At 60.3% G+C, this 13,956-nt stretch carries 12 protein-coding genes; 9 read left to right on the top strand and 3 right to left on the bottom strand.

The window, feature by feature from the left end; translation table 11 throughout:
* Window positions 1-34 precede the first annotated feature (34 nt).
* The 3 genes from gltX (at window position 35) to rarD (ending at window position 4,302) form a co-directional block, all read left to right on the top strand.
* Window positions 35-1,384: a glutamate--tRNA ligase gene (gene gltX / locus WBF74_RS14125; protein ID WP_424441026.1), complete on the top strand. Its 1,350-nt coding sequence runs from the start codon at window positions 35-37 to the stop codon at window positions 1,382-1,384.
* Window positions 1,385-1,594: 210 nt separating this feature from the next.
* Window positions 1,595-3,238: a citramalate synthase gene (gene cimA, locus WBF74_RS14120; RefSeq protein ID WP_424441024.1), complete on the top strand. Its 1,644-nt coding sequence runs from the start codon at window positions 1,595-1,597 to the stop codon at window positions 3,236-3,238.
* Between the two features lie 125 nt (window positions 3,239-3,363).
* Entirely contained in the window at window positions 3,364-4,302 is a 939-nt protein-coding gene (gene rarD / locus WBF74_RS14115; RefSeq protein ID WP_424441022.1) for an EamA family transporter RarD, read from the top strand.
* 2 nt (window positions 4,303-4,304) lie between these two features.
* Here the strand turns inward: rarD and WBF74_RS14110 are convergent, their stop codons facing one another.
* On the bottom strand, window positions 4,305-4,853 hold the full coding sequence (locus tag WBF74_RS14110) for a TIGR00730 family Rossman fold protein (protein WP_424441020.1): 549 nt from the start codon (window positions 4,851-4,853) through the stop codon (window positions 4,305-4,307).
* Window positions 4,854-5,000: 147 nt separating this feature from the next.
* Here WBF74_RS14110 and WBF74_RS14105 point away from each other — a divergent pair, with 147 nt between their 5' ends.
* From WBF74_RS14105 to pssA, 4 genes are all read left to right on the top strand, one after another.
* On the top strand, window positions 5,001-5,963 hold the full coding sequence (locus WBF74_RS14105) for a LysM peptidoglycan-binding domain-containing protein (RefSeq protein WP_424441018.1): 963 nt from the start codon (window positions 5,001-5,003) through the stop codon (window positions 5,961-5,963).
* A 131-nt stretch (window positions 5,964-6,094) separates the two neighbouring features.
* Window positions 6,095-8,002: an ABCB family ABC transporter ATP-binding protein/permease gene (locus WBF74_RS14100; RefSeq protein ID WP_424441016.1), complete on the top strand. Its 1,908-nt coding sequence runs from the start codon at window positions 6,095-6,097 to the stop codon at window positions 8,000-8,002.
* A gap of 72 nt (window positions 8,003-8,074) precedes the next feature.
* The gene (locus tag WBF74_RS14095) at window positions 8,075-8,770 is read left to right on the top strand and encodes a phosphatidylserine decarboxylase (RefSeq protein ID WP_424441028.1); all 696 of its coding nucleotides are present in this window, start codon (window positions 8,075-8,077) and stop codon (window positions 8,768-8,770) included.
* Between the two features lie 124 nt (window positions 8,771-8,894).
* Window positions 8,895-9,659: a CDP-diacylglycerol--serine O-phosphatidyltransferase gene (pssA, locus tag WBF74_RS14090; RefSeq protein ID WP_424441014.1), complete on the top strand. Its 765-nt coding sequence runs from the start codon at window positions 8,895-8,897 to the stop codon at window positions 9,657-9,659.
* A gap of 12 nt (window positions 9,660-9,671) precedes the next feature.
* Here pssA and WBF74_RS14085 read toward each other — a convergent pair whose 3' ends face one another.
* Complete coding sequence (locus WBF74_RS14085; RefSeq protein ID WP_424441012.1) at window positions 9,672-9,875, bottom strand: hypothetical protein; 204 nt, start codon at window positions 9,873-9,875, stop codon at window positions 9,672-9,674.
* A complete protein-coding gene (locus WBF74_RS14080; RefSeq protein ID WP_424441010.1) occupies window positions 9,862-11,124 on the bottom strand; it encodes an SAM-dependent methyltransferase in 1,263 nt (420 codons plus the stop codon). The genes WBF74_RS14085 and WBF74_RS14080 overlap by 14 nt, the downstream gene beginning before the upstream one ends.
* A 177-nt stretch (window positions 11,125-11,301) precedes the next feature.
* On the opposite strand from WBF74_RS14080, the gene WBF74_RS14075 reads away from it, so the two are divergent.
* Window positions 11,302-13,605: an efflux RND transporter permease subunit gene (locus tag WBF74_RS14075; RefSeq protein ID WP_424441008.1), complete on the top strand. Its 2,304-nt coding sequence runs from the start codon at window positions 11,302-11,304 to the stop codon at window positions 13,603-13,605.
* A 135-nt stretch (window positions 13,606-13,740) separates the two neighbouring features.
* A partial coding sequence (locus WBF74_RS14070) for a hypothetical protein (protein WP_424441006.1) occupies window positions 13,741-13,956 on the top strand: 216 nt, incomplete at its 3' end.

Raw genomic sequence — 13,956 nt, 5'->3', positions numbered from 1 at the left:
ACCCCATAGTGAACGGTTTTCGGGATCAGGACGTATGACCAGACCCGTTACCGTCCGTTTCGCACCTTCGCCGACAGGCCATCTGCATGTCGGCAACGCACGGGCGGCACTCTTCAACTTTCTCTTCGCGCGGAAGAATGGCGGAAAGTTCATGCTCCGTATGGACGATCCGGATGATGAGCGCTCAACCGCAGAGTTTGCCGCCGCCATCGAAGAGGATCTCGACTGGCTCGGGCTCAAACACGATATTTTCGCGCGGCAGTCCGAACGCCTTGAAGCCTATGAAGCAGCGGCGGAGAAGCTGAAAGCTGCGGGTCGTCTCTACCCGGCCTATGAAAGTGCCGCCGAATTGGACCGCCGCCGCAAGCGCCAGCTCGCCCGCGGTTTGCCGCCGGTTTATGACCGGGCCGCGTTGAAACTGACGGATGAGGAGCGCGCCGCCCTTGAGGCCGAAGGCCGCCGCCCGCATTGGCGTTTCAAGCTCGACCATGAACAAGTGGCGTTCGACGATATCATTCAGGGCCATGTCGCGGTGGATGGTGCGTCGCTTTCCGATCCGGTGCTGATCCGCGAGGATGGCCGCTTCCTCTATACGCTGCCAAGCATCGTGGATGATATTGACTTCGGGATCACCCATGTCATTCGCGGCTCGGACCACATCACCAATACTGGCGTGCAAATCCAGATCATCCGCGCGCTTGGCGCGGAGCCGCCTGTCTTTGGGCATTACTCGCTGCTGAACGGGCCGGAGGGAAAGCCTCTTTCCAAGCGCCATGAAGCGGAGCGCTTCTCGCTTCGCGCGCTTCGGGCGGCGGGCTATGAGGCGATAGCGCTCAACGCGCTGCTCGCCCGGCTCGGCACGCCGGACCCGATGGAGCCATGCCTCACGCTGGATGAACTGGCGGAAGGCTTCGACCTCTCAAGGCTCGGCCGCTCCGACATTCGTTTCGATCCGGCTGATCTCGCCCGCGCCAATACGGCCTGCCTCCACCTCATGCCCTATGCGGCGGCGGCACCGCGCCTTCAGGCGCTTGGCTGCGATCTCGGGGAAGATTTCTGGGACACGGTGAAGCCCAATCTCGTTCTCTTTTCCGATGCCGCGGAATGGGCACGCATCGTGCAGGGTCCGCTTGATCCGATCATCGAAGAGAAGGACTTTGCGGCGGCCGCACTGGCCGCGTTGCCGCCGGAACCCTGGGGGGCGGAGACATGGGGCGCATGGACAGATGCGGTGAAGGAGGCAACGGGCCGCAAGGGCAAGGCGCTCTTCATGCCGCTCCGCCTCGCCCTGACGGGTCTGACGCATGGACCGGAACTCAAAAACCTGCTACCCCTCATTGGAAGAGCACGGGCCGAGGCTCGGCTCAAGGGTCTAACGGCTTGATTGTGCTATAGTTTTAACGGCGACGAATGGAGACACCGGCATGAACCCGGCTCTCTCGATCATTCAGGGCTTGATTATTAGCGGCTAGCCATAGCTTCGCCGCCGCCGTAAAAGCACGCTTGCAAATCCATTGTGGAAAACGGGTCCGGTCGGTGGCGGAAGTCACCTCCTGAGCGGGCCTTTGGCCGCTCCATGATGCGGAACCGAACCATGAGCAAGTCCAGTAAAGAACGCCTCTATCTTTTCGACACCACGCTGCGCGACGGCGCCCAAACCTCAGGTGTCAATTTCAGCGTGGAAGATAAGCGGCTGATCGCGCGCCTGCTGGACGAACTCGGTATTGACTACATCGAAGGCGGCTATCCGGGGGCAAACCCGGCGGACACCGCATTTTTCGCCGAGCGGCCCCAACTCAACCACGCGAAGTTCACCGCCTTCGGCATGACGAAGCGGGCGGGGCGCAGCGCCTCGAATGATCCGGGCCTCGTCGGTGTGCTTGAGGCGGCTACGGATGCCGTCTGCCTTGTTGCAAAAAGCTGGGACTTCCATGTCAAAGTCGCGCTTGGCGTGACGAATGAAGAAAATCTCGAAGCCATTGCCGAAAGCGTGAAGGCTATCGCCGCCAAAGGGCGCGAGCCGATGATCGATTGCGAGCATTTCTTTGACGGTTACAAGGCAAACCCCGACTATGCGCTTTCCTGTGTGAGGACGGCGCTCGAGGCTGGTGCGCGCTGGGCCGTGCTTTGCGACACCAATGGCGGCACGCTGCCCGATGAGGTGGAACGCATCGTGGGCGAAGTGATTGCCTCGGGTGTGCCGGGCGAGAAGCTGGGCATTCACGCGCATAACGACACGGAGAATGCGGTGGCAAATTCGCTTGCCGCCATTCGCGCAGGCGTGCGGCAGGTGCAGGGCACGCTAAACGGGCTGGGCGAGCGGTGCGGTAATGCCAATATGGTGTCGCTCATTCCGACGCTGCTGCTGAAGGATGTTTACGCGAGCCGTTTTGAAATCGGTGTGCCGCAGGAGCGGCTGAAGAACCTCGTCCATGTTTCGCGCACGCTGGACGAAGTGCTGAACCGTGCGCCGAACCGCTATGCACCCTATGTGGGCGAAAGCGCCTTCGCGTCGAAAGCAGGAATCCATGTTTCCGCGATCCTGAAAGACCCGAAAACCTATGAGCATGTGCCGCCCGAAAGCGTCGGCAACAAGCGCAAGATTGCCGTCTCCGACCAGGCGGGGCGCTCGAACATCCTGGCGCGTCTTGAGGAAGCAGGCATCGCTTTCGATTCCAATGACAGCCGGATCGGGCGCCTGCTGGAAGAAGTGAAGGAACGAGAATTCCTCGGCTATTCCTATGATGGCGCTGAAGCCTCATTCGAATTGCTCGCGCGGCGTATTCTGGGCGAAGTGCCGGAGTTCTTCTTCGTCGAATCCTTCCGTGTGCTTGTCGAGCGCCGTTACAACGCCATCGGCGATCTCGTGACCATCTCGGAGGCGACGGTGAAGGTGGTAGTGGATGACGAGAAGCTCATCTCGGTGGGCGAGGGAAATGGTCCAGTCAATGCGCTCGATCAGGCTCTGCGTAAGGATCTCGGAAAATACTCCCCCTACATCGAAGATTTGCGCCTTGCCGACTACAAAGTCCGTATCCTCACCAGCGGTACGGAAGCGGTGACGCGTGTGATGATCGAGAGTGCCGACGGCAAGGGCAATCGTTGGTTCACGGTCGGCGTCTCGCCCGACATCGTGGACGCGTCCTTTCAGGCGCTTGCTGATTCCATCACCTGGAAACTCCTCCGCGACGGCGCCCCGGCGCCGAAGACACCGCGCAGGGAATTGGCCAGCGTCTAGGCGCAGGGCGAAGCCGGGATTGTTGAAGCCCTTTCGGCGCGCTCGCCTGCTATCCTGCCAGACGGCAGGCGCGGCGCGTGATACAAGACCCGCGCTGATGTAACCCCGGCGCGGGAGAGAACAGAGTGACACGAGGCCACAGTCCCCAGGATGCCGCCAGCGAAGCGGCCCTTGGCGCAGCATCGGCGGCGCTTGGTTATCTTCTCTGGGGGCTCTCCGTCATTTTTTACAAGCAGCTCACCGATGTGCCGCCTTTCGAGGTGCTGGCGCATCGCTCCGTCTGGAGCGTGGTGCTAACGCTGCTGATGATCTTCGCGCTCGCGCGGCGGGATGCATTGATGGTGGTTCTGCGCGACCGCCGCACCATGCTGACGCTCACCGGCACAGGGCTGCTCATCGGCTCGAACTGGTTTGTCTTCATCTATTCGATCAATGAAGCGCGCATCGTTGAAACGAGCCTCGGCTACTACATCAATCCGCTGGTGAGTGTGTTGCTCGGCGTTGCCTTTCTCGGCGAGCGGTTGTCGCGGCCGCAAATCTTCGCGGTCCTTCTGGCTGTGGCAGGGGTGGCAGTTTTCGCATGGGAGCTTGGTACGCTGCCCTGGATTTCGCTTTTCCTTGCAGGCAGCTTTGCGGCTTATGGCTATCTGCGGAAGGTTTCCCGCGCGACGCCGCTGGAGGGGCTTTTCATCGAGGTTCTGGTGCTCTTGCCTCTTGCACTTGTCTATCTCTGGTGGCTTTCAGAGAATGGCGGCACGAGTTTCGGGAACGGGAGCTGGTTCACATGGACCTTCCTTATTCTGACCGGACCCATGACGACGGTGCCGCTCTTCCTCTTTGCCTTCGGCGCGCAGCGCATCCGCCTCGCAACGCTTGGTCTGATGCAATATCTCGCGCCGACGACGCAGTTCTTCGTCGCTGTCTTTCTCTATGGCGAACCGCTCGCGCCGATACAGGTGATGACCTTCGCGCTTATCTGGATCGGCCTTGCGATCTTCAGCTTCGACACATGGCGCATGGAAAGGCGCTTGCGCCAGACCGCAGCACTTTCTGATGAAACGTGATCTCAGAGAGAGGCTTCGATGCGGGGCAGGATGTCTTCTACCCTGTCCACCACTGAATAGATGCTGCGGATATTGGACCGCGCGAAACCAGATTTGATGATGTGGTCGAGCAGTTCGATCATCGGGTCCCAGAAACCGTCGATATTGGCGAGGATGATGGGCTGGCTATGCCGCCCGAGCTGCGCCCAGGTCAGCATCTCGATCGTTTCCTCGACCGTGCCGATGCCGCCCGGCAGAGCGACGAAAGCCTGGGACCGCTCGAACATGATCCGCTTCCGTTCATGCATGCTGTCAGTCACGATGAGGTCCGACACATCGTTAAGCTGAACCTCGATCTCGGTCAGAAACCGGGGAATGACGCCGGTAACGGCACCCCCCTCCGCAAGCACGGCCCGGGCGACCGCCCCCATGAGGCCGACCGCTCCGCCGCCATAAACAAGACGGACCCCCGCCTGAGCCATCAGCCTGCCGAAACGGGTTGCCGCTTCCATATGGACAGGGGCATTCCCTGTGCTGGACCCGCAATAGACGCAAAGGCTGGAAAGTTTCATGGAAGCAGGAATCCCGGGAGGTTGAGCTTTTTGGACAGGACGAGGTTTCACAATGGTGCTGTAATTGCAAGTCAGGCGGATATGCCGGGCTGAGGAGGGCGGGTTGCCTCGTTTCGGCACAGTAGGCGTGGGAAGGAAACAGCAAATATGAAACTGGGCGCAATTGTCGGCGCGTTCATCGTCGCGCTTATTCTGCTCTTGGGGGGCTACTGGTTTTTTCTGCGGGGGGATGACGCCACCGCGCCGACCGATGTGACGGTGGAGGAGGGCGAAGCGCCCGCTCCCGATGAAGCTGCCGAAGCCATCGACCCGTCTATCCCGACATTCGATATCGTCCGGGTTGAGCGTGACGGCTCCACCATTGCCGCTGGACGGGCACTCCCCGGTGCCCGCGTCGAACTCAAGGCGAATGGCGAGGTGATCGCCGAGACAAGCGCAGATGAGCGCGGCGAATGGGTCGCCGTTCTCGATGAGCCGCTGGAGCCCGGTACGATCGAGCTCACCCTCACCGCACGCAATCCTGACGGGAGCTGGAAAGACAGCCGGCAGACCGTCACCGTTTCCGTTCCCGAAGGCGCGCGCGAGCAGCCGCTCGTTGTTCGCAGCGAGCCGGGCAAGGCGAGCAAGGTGCTGCAAGGCCCCGGCGTTCCGGCCGATGCGGGTGATCTCATTCTCGAAACCATCGATTATGACGAGAAGGGGAATATCATTATTTCCGGCCGCGCCGACCCCGGCTCGACGGTGCGCATCTATGTCGGGCGCGAGCTTGCGGGTGAAACAGTCGCCGACGCTCATGGCCGCTGGGAACTGGTCCCTCAGGGTGACATTGCCCCCGGCCAATATGCGCTCCGGGTCGATCAGGTGGATGGTGAGGGTCGCGTGACCGGCCGCATCGAAGTGCCCTTTGAGCGGGGTGAGCCGCAGGCGGTTCTGGCGGCCCTCCGAGAAGGGAAGGTCGTCATCCAGCCGGGCAACAACCTGTGGAACATTGCCCGCAGGCTTTACGGCTCCGGCTTCAGCTACACGATCATCTACGAAGCGAACAAGGACCAGATTCGCGACCCGAACCTGATCTATCCGGGACAGGTTTTCGAAACTCCTGCGCGGTAGCCCCCTCTATCAGGGATTGTCCCTGCCGGGAAAAGTCTTATGTAGAGTAGCACAAACGCCCTGTCCGGTTGCCGGGCAGGGCGTTGGCTTGTTGGCGGTTACATGCGCCCCTGAGGAGATGCTGCTTCAAAATGGCGAGACGCCCGATACTTTCTTCACGCGAAGATCTCTCTCTCGGAACCGGCAAGGCCGGGAAGGAGAGCCATTGGGACGTGATGCTTGCCATGCTGCCGCGGCTATGGCCTGCAGATAGGTTTGACCTTCGTCTCCGTGTGGTGCTGGCATTGTTTGCCCTTTTTGGCGCCAAGGCCATCACCGTTTATGTGCCCATTCTCTACAAGGAAGCGGTGGATCGCCTCTCCCCGGAAACGGCGGCGACGACGGCCATTGTCGTGCCAATTGCGCTGATTATCGCCTATGGCGTGGCGCGCATCATGATGGTGGCGCTGGCGCAGCTTCGCGATGCGGTGTTCGCCAAGGTCGGGCAAAATGCGGTGCGCCAGCTTGCGGTCGAAACCTTTCGCCATCTGCATGCGCTGTCCCTGCGCTTTCATCTGGAGCGGCGCACCGGCGGCCTGTCGCGCCTGATCGAGCGAGGAACGAAGGGCATCGATTTCCTTCTCCGCTTCTCGCTCTTCAACATCTTCCCGACCATCATCGAACTGGTGCTCGTCTGCGTCATTCTCGCCTATGCGTTTGATATCCGCTACTCGCTCATCACGGCGGGCACGGTCGTCATCTATATGGTCTTCACCTTCATGGTAACGGAATGGCGCACCCGCTTTCGCCGCCAGATGAATGATCTCGACACGGAAGCAAACACCAAGGCGGTGGACAGCCTTCTGAACTACGAGACAGTCAAATATTTCGGCAATGAGGAACATGAGGCGCAGCGCTTTGATCGCTCCATGAAGGGCTATGAAGGTGCGGCTATCAAGACGACAACCTCGCTCGCCCTGCTCAATGTAGGCCAGACGCTGATCTTCAGCATCGGGCTAACCGTTCTGATGCTGATGGCGGCGCAGGGCATTGCGGACGGCATCCTCACCGTCGGCTCCTTCGTGATGATCAACGCCTATCTGATCCAGCTCTATCAGCCGCTCAACATGCTGGGCACGGTTTACCGGGAAATCCGTCAGGCGCTGATCGACATGGAAACCATGTTCGCCCTGCTGCAGGTGCCAGCCGAGATCAAGGACAAGCCGAATGCGCCCGATCTCAAGGTGGCGGGCGGTGAACTCGTGTTTGACGGGGTGAGCTTTCACTACGATCCCGACCGCCCGATCCTCGACCGGATTTCCTTTCGCGTTCCGGCGGGGCGCACGCTTGCCATTGTCGGTCCCTCGGGCGCCGGAAAATCCACCGTCGCGCGCATCCTTTTCCGCTTCTATGACATTTCAGGCGGGGCTGTGCGCATCGACGGGCAGGATATTCGTGACGTACGGCAATCTTCCCTCCGCGCCGCCATCGGGATGGTCCCGCAGGACACGGTGCTTTTCAACGATACAATCCGCTACAATATCCGCTATGGCAGGCCGGAGGCGAGCGATGCCGAAGTGGAAGAAGCAGCAAGCCTCGCCCAGATCAGCACCTTCATTGACAGCCTGCCTCAGGGCTACGACACCCGCGTTGGCGAACGGGGTCTGAAACTTTCGGGTGGCGAGAAGCAGCGCGTCGCCATTGCCCGCACAATATTGAAAAACCCGCCGATTCTCGTTCTCGATGAGGCGACTTCCGCCCTCGACACGCATACGGAGCGGGAAATTCAGGCAGCCTTGCGGAGCATCTCGAAGGACCGGACCACGCTCATCATCGCGCATCGCCTCTCCACCGTGGTCGATGCCGACGAGATTCTGGTGCTCGATCAGGGGCGGGTGGTGGAGCGGGGCACACATGCGGAACTCCTCGCTCTGGGCGGGGTATATGCCTCCATGTGGAACCGCCAGCGCGAATCTGATGAGGCTCGCGAGCGCGCTGAAAGCGGCGTGCCGGAGAATGAAGCCGGCCGGCGCGGCGAGGCGGCGCTTGTGGAAGGCTGAAATCGATCCCGGATTTGCTTAACCCCGGGCCTCGCCCGCGCTACACTCTGCCTCCGGTCAAGGCAACATGAGATCAAGAAGCAGAATATGGACGCTATCACTTCGATACTGACGCCGATTCACCGCGAAGGACACCGCTGGGCTGTCATCTTTGCGGCCATCACCATCGTTCTCTTCATGATCTGGAACCCGCTCGGCTGGATCGGTGTGGTGCTGACCCTCTGGTGCCTTTATTTCTTCCGCGACCCCGATCGCGTGACGCCGACGCGGGAAGGTCTCGTCATCAGCCCGGCCGATGGCGTGATCAACCTGATCACCGAGGCAAGTCCGCCCGAGGAGCTGGGCCTTGGCGACATGACGCGCACCCGCGTCAGCATCTTCATGAATGTGTTCAACTGCCATGTGAACCGCTCGCCTATTACAGGCAAGGTGAAGCGTGTCGCCTATCGCCCCGGCCTTTTCCTCAATGCCGATCTCGACAAGGCGAGCGATGCGAATGAGCGCAACTCCATGGTGATCGAGCGCGCGGATGGCCAGGATATCGTGGTGGTGCAGATTGCCGGTCTCGTCGCGCGCCGCATCGTGTGCGATGTGAAGGAAGGGCACGACCTCGCGGCAGGCGAACGCTTCGGCATTATCCGCTTCGGCAGCCGCCTTGACGTGTATCTGCCGCAAGGCGCGGTGCCGCTCGTTGCGGTCGGTCAGACCGCGATTGCCGGCGAGACGGTTCTTGCCGACACGACACTTGCTGTGCCGCATCATGTATAATTGCGCGTAGAGGTTGCCGAGAATGTCCGGACCGACGCCCCCGTTTGAACCTCGCTCTGGCCGCGGCTTTCGCGTTGCCGAAAGCGTGAGAGCACGTCGGGCGCGGCATTTCGCACAACTTCCCGTGCGTACCGTCATCCCGAATGCGATCACGGTTCTCGCGCTTTGCGCAGGACTGACCGCCATCCGCTTTGCCATTGAAGGCCGCTATGAGGCGGCGGTGGTCGCCATCATCATCGCCTCTGTTTTTGATGCACTGGACGGGCGCATCGCCCGGCTGCTGCAGGGCACGACCCGTTTTGGCGCCGAGCTGGACTCGCTCACCGATTTCGTCAATTTCGGTGTGGCGCCCGTCGTCGTGCTCTATCTCTGGACGCTGGGTGATATTGGCGGTGTGGGCTGGATTGCCGTACTAGGCTTTGCCGTCTGCAGCGCGCTTCGTCTCGCGCGCTTCAATGTGGCGCTGGAAGACCCCGACAAGCCGGTCTGGACAGGAAACTATTTCGTCGGCGTTCCGGCGCCCGCAGCAGCAGGGCTCGTCATGCTGCCGCTCTATCTGTCCTTTGTCGGTGTGCCCTGGATGCAGGAAGTGCCGCTTCTCATTGCCATCCACGCTCTTGCGGTCGCGTTCCTCATGGTCAGCCGTATCCCGACATTTTCCGGAAAGCGCCTCGGATTGCGCGTCCGGCGGGACATGGTCCTTCCCATTCTGCTGGTTGTAGGCATGAGCGCGGCGATCATCCTGAGCTATCCCTGGGTCGCCTTTAGCGGGCTTTGCGCGATCTATCTCGCGTCAATTCCCGTTGCCATCATGCGCTATCGCCATCATGTGCGGCGCACGGCGGAAGCCGAAGATGAGGCCCATCGTGATGACCTCGAAATAGGGTAACGGGGAATCCAGCTATTCTTTCTTCGGTGCGATGTCTCCGCCCTGTTCCTGACGCGCGGCGTCGTTCTTGTGCAGGACGTGACGCTTCAATGCACCCGAAGCGTCGAAAATGGGCTCAATGCGTATCCGGCTTTCATTTGCCAGCATAACCCTTTCAGACATTTCATACTCCTCCAGCGGCCGATACGCGGCCTTGCGTTCATTATCCGTGTTCATCGTGTTCCTCTTCATTCCCGACAGGGGGAGAAACACGGCGCGCATGAATGTGAACGAAAGAAAGCCGCCCTGTTTCCAGAGCTTGGCTGCGCGCAAGCCAGAGGTTTCCTTCACGCATCAATATGGGAACAGTTTCCGGCGGAAGTTTGACGTTTTGCAGGCAATCATGGAAACGGCGCAACCCTTCCTTGATGAAAGGCAGATAATCGCGTGTCAGATCATCGAACCTCTCAATTCTGTAATGTTGCGCCTCGAGGGCTTCGCAATATTCGGCTTCGGTCCAGGGATCGGCATTGTCGGACTCGACCGCCTGCCAATGGGCAAGGGTATCGCCGTCGCCTGTCAGCACGAAATCGGTGAGAATGAGCGAGCCATCCTCCGCGAGAGATGAATGCATCGCTGCAAGCATTCTTTCGCGATCCTCAACCGCAAACATCGCCTCGCGCATGAAAATCGCGGCATGGCCACCCGCAGGCTCGAAATCCTCCGGGTCAAGTCCGTCGTAGCCGACCCGGATCGGCGCTCCGTCGCCCATGCTTGATGAAAGCAAGGCGGCTGCCTCTCCAAGCTCCCGATCGCACTCAATGCCCTTGATCCGCACGCCAAGCGTGCGGGCCGCAGCGCGCATCCCGCCGCCAAGGCCGGGGGCAAGATCAAGACAGAGCGCATTCTTCGGTGGCATCGCAGCTCTGGCGATGCGAAGCGCGAAAGCCTCGCCGCCGGGCAGGCTGAACCCCTCTCCCCAAAGTCTTTGCACCAGCTCCACGCGCGTCAGAGGCGGCAAAGCCTCGGCGGGCTTCTTCTGTGGCATCGCTGCGGGAGCGGGGGCAGAAGCGGCAGAAGGCGCTTTCGGCTTCGCCGGTCGCCGCCAGCGCTTGATTCCGCGCGAGCGGGCGAGGGCGTCCGTATCCTCACCCTCCCACCAGGCGAGCAGCCGCAGCATGAGGTCCATCCAGAACGAGGCTTGCACCGGGCCTTTGGCGCCCGCTTCTCCCTCTTTCTGTTTCTCTTCGCCTGATGATGGCCGCCCGGCAACGCCCCGCAGGGCGGGGGGCGGTTTACCATTTTTTTTGGCGAGAAACTGTTCCACCGCCGCGCGCTGAGAGGCGTTGAGCTTCCGCAGGCGCTGGAAACGCTCGACCGCCTCCGCCGACATCTGCTCAAGGCAGGTCGTGAAGACGCTAATCGGCATTGCCTGCAGCTCATCGCTGCCCACAGTTGCCAAATTGACGAGCGTTCGGTTGCTCATTGCCGATCCGGTCAGATAACCGCTGCAAAGACCTTTCATCGCATGACCGGCGTTAAATCAGGGTTTCCAGAATGCCGAAGAGTGTTAACCAGTGGTAAACATGCTTTTCTTTTGATCCAGAATGACGCAGCTTTAGCACCGCGCTTTTAGGGGTGAATCTGGGGGACGGCGCATTCCATGAGGCTCTTCACGAATCTGATTCTGCGTTTTCCGCGGAGCACGATCCTTTTGTGTCTCGCCTTTTGCGGCGCGGCGCTGCTGGGCATGTTGCAACTCACGCTGTCATACGACACGCGCGTCTATTTCAATCCCGAGGGGCGCGATCTCGCCATGCTGCGCGCCTTCGAGGCGAAATATGGCCAGAACAACAACATATTGATCGTTGTCTCCGCCGAAGGGCGAAAGATCACCGAGCCTGACGTGCTGGCCGCCTTCGGCGAACTTGTGACGCGCGCCTGGACCCTGCCTCATTCGACGCGCGTTGATGCGCTGACGAATTTTCCTCACGTCGTCTCCGATGCGGACAGCTTCTCGGTCGGCGACCTCGTTCCGCATGCCGGCATGTTGAGCGCGGAAGAGGCGCGGGAGATCGAGAGAATTGCGCTCGACGATCCCCTGATCCGCAACCGCCTTCTGTCGGAAGATGCGCAGACCGCCGGCATTCTCCTCAATTTCAACCTGCCCGAAGAAGCCTCGACGGAAGTGCTGGAAATCGTCACCGCCGCGCGGGAACTCGCCGCGACCTTCGAGGCAGATTATCCCGGCATCAATGTGCAGCTCACCGGCAACGTGATGCTGATGGCGACCTTCTCCGAAGCCGCCATGAATGACGTGATGTATCTCATCCCGATCAGCCTCGTGGTGACAGGCCTTGTGATGCTCATTTTCGTGCGCGCCTTGTTGCCGAGCGTTGCGATTCTGACACTGCTCGGCCTTTCCAGCGCAACCGCGATGGGGCTTGCGGGCTGGTATGGCTACGACCTCAACACATCCACGGTATCGGCTCCCATCATTGTGATGACGGTGAACATGGCCGCCGCCATTCGCTTCGTCACCACGGCGCTGGCCGCGCTCGGGCGTGGGCTCACGCCACGCGACGCGATTGCCGAAGCCGTCTCGATCAACTTCCTGCCAATCACGCTGACAAGCCTCACCACGGTTGCGGCTTTCCTGTCGATGAACCTGGCCGACGCGCCGCCGCTCCGTCAGCAGGGCAATGTGGTCGCGATCGGCGTGTTCCTCGCCTATATCTTCACCTTCACCTGGCTGCCGGCTGTTCTCTCGCTGATGCCGCTACAGCCGACGGTTCAGAACTCCGAACGCTTCATGGTGATGATCGGTCGTTTCGTGAACCGCTCCTACAAGCAGCTTTTCGTTTTCTGCGCGGGCGTGGTGGTGGCCTGTGCCATGTGGCTGGGTAACATTCAGCTTGATGATGATTTCGCGCGCTATTTCGACGAACGCTTTGAATATCGTCAGGCATCAGACTTCGCCGAACAGAATCTGACAGGACTGAATGTCATTGAATTTGACATTCCCTCGGGAGAAGCGGGGGGCGTATTCCTTCCCTCCTATCAGCGCACGCTCGCCGAGTTTCAGGACTGGCTCCGCGTCCAGCCGGGTGTGGTGAGTGCGGCTGCCATATCCGAGATCACGAAGCGCGTTCATGACGCGATGAAGAAGGGCGGCGGGGCGGCAGGGGATATGCCCGATAATCGCGAGACGATCGCGCAGTACTTCCTGCTTTATGAGCTGTCCTTGCCCTTTGGCGCTTCCCTGAACGACCAGATAGATGTCAATCGCTCGTCAAGCCGTGTGACGGCGATCCTGCGCAACATGACCTCCTCGGAAACCCGGGCCTTCGATGAGAAGGCAACGGCGTGGCTTGCGCAGAACGCACCACCGGAAATGCAGGTGCGCGGCACGGGCCTCAATGTCATCTTCGCCAATCTCTCAGGTATCAACATCCGGTCGATGATTACCGCATCGCTGGTTTCGGTCGTGGTGATTGCGGTCATCATGATCGTTGCCCTGCGCAGCGTCACCTTCGGCATGCTCAGCGTGTTCCTCAACATGCTGCCGCTAGTGGTCGGCTTCGGGCTATGGGGATTGCTCTACCAGAATATCGGTCTGGCAGCCTCAGTGGTGACGGCCATGACGATCGGCCTCATTCTCGATGACACGATCTATTTCCTGTTGATGTACAGGCAGGCGAGGCAGAAGGGGCTTAATCCGGAAGAGGCGATCATCTATGTCTTCTCGACTGTCGGTGTCGCCATCCTCGTCATCACCGTGTCTCTCGTGCTGGGCTTCGGCGTCCTCATTTTCTCGGGGTTCGAGGTGAACCGGACGCTCGGCGCAATGACCGCCCTCGTCATCCTCGCCAATCTGTTCATCGACTGGCTGATGCTGCCGCCAGTGATCCGTCTGGTGGAAGACAGCCGCATCCGGGCAAGGGCAGCGCAGGCGACCCAAGGGTAATGTTCATGTTTTCCGGTGCATTAACCAATATTGTTAATCATTCATTAAGGTTGTGGGTGCGCCCGCTGCCGCGTTGAATTATTACTTTGTGCACTGCAAACGAGCGGTTCTTGAGTGAGTTAAAGGGGTGGGCAAGTGATCAGAACTTACGAGCAACTGACAGGTGCCGAGGGGCGGCGAATGTTCTACCGGGCGGAGCGTTTCCGTCCCGAGCAGCTTTTCCGGGAATCCGTACCGACAGTCGTCATCGAGGACGAGCGGACGACGCTGAAAAATCTCAGCATGACCGGAATTGCCTTTCAGAGCTCCCGCACAGAGGGCTGGGACGAGCGGATTGGCAAGGAGATGCCG

The sequence above is a fragment of the Parvibaculum sp. genome (genome assembly GCF_049672805.1).
Lineage (GTDB): Bacteria > Pseudomonadota > Alphaproteobacteria > Parvibaculales > Parvibaculaceae > Parvibaculum.
Note: the sequence above shows the minus strand (reverse complement) of the source record. Positions and strands in the feature narration are given on the sequence as shown.